Origin of the sequence: uncultured Ruminococcus sp., assembly GCF_934476685.1 — a bacterium.
GTDB lineage: Bacteria > Bacillota > Clostridia > Oscillospirales > Ruminococcaceae > Hominimerdicola.
On sequence record NZ_CAKSNX010000041.1, the window covers coordinates 1 to 2911 of the forward strand.

Here is a 2911-nt window from a genome sequence, read left to right on the forward strand (position 1 = left end):
TTATCTCTCTCCTGTTCAATTCAAAGCTTCCCATTCGGCTAAATAATTTCTGTACTATTTGGGGTTGACAATACAATCAATTATATAATTTATTATACCACACCAAACCAAAATTTTCAACCCGGAAAGGAGACATTTAATGCCCTACATCCCATTCACAGACGAACAAAAACAGCTTGCCAACAGCGTAGACTTGGCAGAATATCTGCGTGTGCGAGGTGAAAAGCTTGAGCGTGTCGGCAGAGAATCAAAGCTTATCTATTACGACGGCTCAGGCAAGCACGACAGTATAACTATCCGTGGGTCAAAATGGTTTGACCATAAAAATCAGACGGGCGGCGGAGCAATAAAGTTTATGCAGGAGTTTTATGGTATGGATTTTCAGACAGCCGTTCAGGAACTTCTTGGTCGGAGCATATCGCCGCTTTCTAACATCCCACCGAAAGCGGATAAACAAGAGCAAAAAACAAGAGAATTTAAACTTCCAGAACCTAATAGTGATATGCACAGAGTCTATGCCTACCTCATAAAACAGCGGTTTATCTCGGCTGACATCATCACACACTTTGCAAAACAGCATACCCTCTATGAGGATAAAAACCACCACAACGCCGTATTTGTCGGACTTAATGAAAATGGCGAGCCTAAGCAGACACATAAGCGGTCAACAAACAGCATTGGCAGTACCTTCCGTATCACTTGCGGCGGCTCTGATACCCGTTACAGCTTTGCACATTTCGGAGAAAATGAACGACTTTATGTCTTTGAAGCTCCCATTGATATGCTGAGCTTTCTTACGCTGTATCCGAATGATTGGCAGAAACACTCATATATTGCAATGAACGGAGTCTATGAAAATGCCGTTTTAACGGCTTTAAAGAATCATTCTAACCTCCGTGAAATTGTGCTTTGTGTAGATAACGATGAGGGAGGAATCGAGGCGGTGGACAGGCTTAGAGATATTCTTCATGAGAACGGATACCCAAACGTTAAACGTCTTGCACCTGAGTTTAAGGACTGGAACGAATGTCTGAAATCTCAGAATGGTGTTGAGCCATTGCCTGCTGTTCCGCATAAAAGGAAAGACGAATATCTGAAAGAAGTAAGCGAACTGGGGTATCTAAAATGCCGTCCCGATAAGCTGACCTCGCAGATTTATGCCACATTTAAGAACGGGCAATACAAATATCTCGCTGAGTATGCGCTTGCAGGCTCGGCTTTTTTCATGCCCAAAAGTGAGCGGATAAACAGCGAATTTCAAGCGTTTGAAAGGCTTCATGTAAAGCTCAAAGGCAGTTACAAGCCTTACACCGACAAGGGCAAAAAGGCACAGAAACAAAGGAATTTGCAGGAGTGTGTTCAGACAGTGCTAAAGGACTTGCGACAGACCGCCCGTACCCGTGAGCAGTCGGTAAATACGGCAAAATTGCTGTATCAGCTCGCCGACAGCGCTGTAAGACTGTCGGTTGAGGAAACTTTAAATGCTCCTATGCAAGAGAATATTGAATCAGAAGATATAGTTTCAGAACCCGAACCTTGTATGGAATTCGGGTAATGCTATACCCTCCGCCTCACAGCGCAATACCTTGAAGATAACAAACTAACTATCTTATTAAATACAAAAGATAGAATATTCTATGATTGGAAGTGAAAAATTGAATGAAAAACAAATGATTTTAATAGGCATACTGGTTGTATTTTTTATCGCATTTTTGGTAGTCGTAAATCTGCTTGACAACAAGTCGCTTAACGGAATAAAGGCAAAAAAAGTCGGCAATGGACAGCACGGAACTGCGAGGTGGGCGACAAAAGTTGAGATAAAGCGTACTTTTATCCCTCTGCCATTCGAGCCGGAGATGTGGAGAAAAGGTCAGAACCTGCCGACTGTTCAAGGTACGGTGGTAGGCTGTCGGACACACGGCAAAAAAACTGTGGCTATTGTAGATGACGGCGATGTTCACACGCTTATGATAGGCGCTGCGGGTGTGGGCAAGACCGCATACTTCTTGTACCCTAACATCGAACTTGCCTGTGCAAGCGGAATGTCATTTATCTCAACTGATACAAAAGGCGACGTGGCGCGAAATTATGGAACTATCGCAAGCAAATATTACGGATACAACGTTTCTGTTCTAGACCTGAGAAATCCCACCAGAAGTGATGAAAACAATATTTTGCATCTTGTGAATAAATACATGGATATGTACCTTGAAGACAAATCAAATCTTTCAGCAAAAGCCAAAGCAGAAAAGTATGCAAAGATAACAGCAAAGACAATTATCAATATCGGCGGAGGTGACAGCTCAAACTACGGTCAGAACGCATTTTTCTACGACGCAGCGGAAGGCTTGCTTGCCTCTGTTATCCTGCTTTTAGCGGAGTTTGGCAACAAAAACGAACGCCATATTGTGTCGGCTTTCAAGCTGATACAGGACTTGCTCGCTAAGTATCAGCCAGACCCGAAAGCCAAGCCGAAAATGTATTTTTCAAAGCTTATGGACAAGCTACCGAGCGAACACAAAGCAAAATGGCTTGCCGGAGCGGCTCTGAATGCGTCTGACCAGTCTATGCTGTCGGTAATGTCGACTGCACTTTCAAGGCTCAACAGTTTTCTTGATTCTGAACTTGAACAAATGCTGTGTTTTGGAACGGCGATAGACGCTGAGAAGTTCTGTAATGAAAAGTCTGCTATCTTTATCGTTCTTCCCGAAGAAGATACAAGCAAGTACTTTATGGTAAGCCTGCTTATCCAACAGTTATATCGTGAGATATTAGTCATTGCAGACGAAAACGGCGGAAAACTAAAAAACAGAGTTATGTTTTACTGCGACGAATTTGGAACTTTTCCTAAGATAGAGGGTGCTGAATCTATGTTCTCCGCAGGACGTTCAAGAAAAATATCCATTGTGGC

General features: G+C 43.0%; 2 protein-coding genes. Both read left to right on the forward strand.

Annotation, left to right across the window (positions count from 1 at the left end; all coding sequences use genetic code 11):
• Nucleotides 1-139: 139 nt before the first annotated feature.
• Nucleotides 140-1555 (forward strand): DUF3991 and toprim domain-containing protein, encoded by a 1416-nt coding sequence (locus Q0E19_RS11760; protein ID WP_294409724.1) that lies wholly within the window; start codon nucleotides 140-142, stop codon nucleotides 1553-1555.
• Nucleotides 1556-1655: 100 nt separating this feature from the next.
• Nucleotides 1656-2911: type IV secretory system conjugative DNA transfer family protein (locus Q0E19_RS11765; protein WP_365905112.1), on the forward strand; the 1256-nt coding region annotated here is incomplete at its 3' end.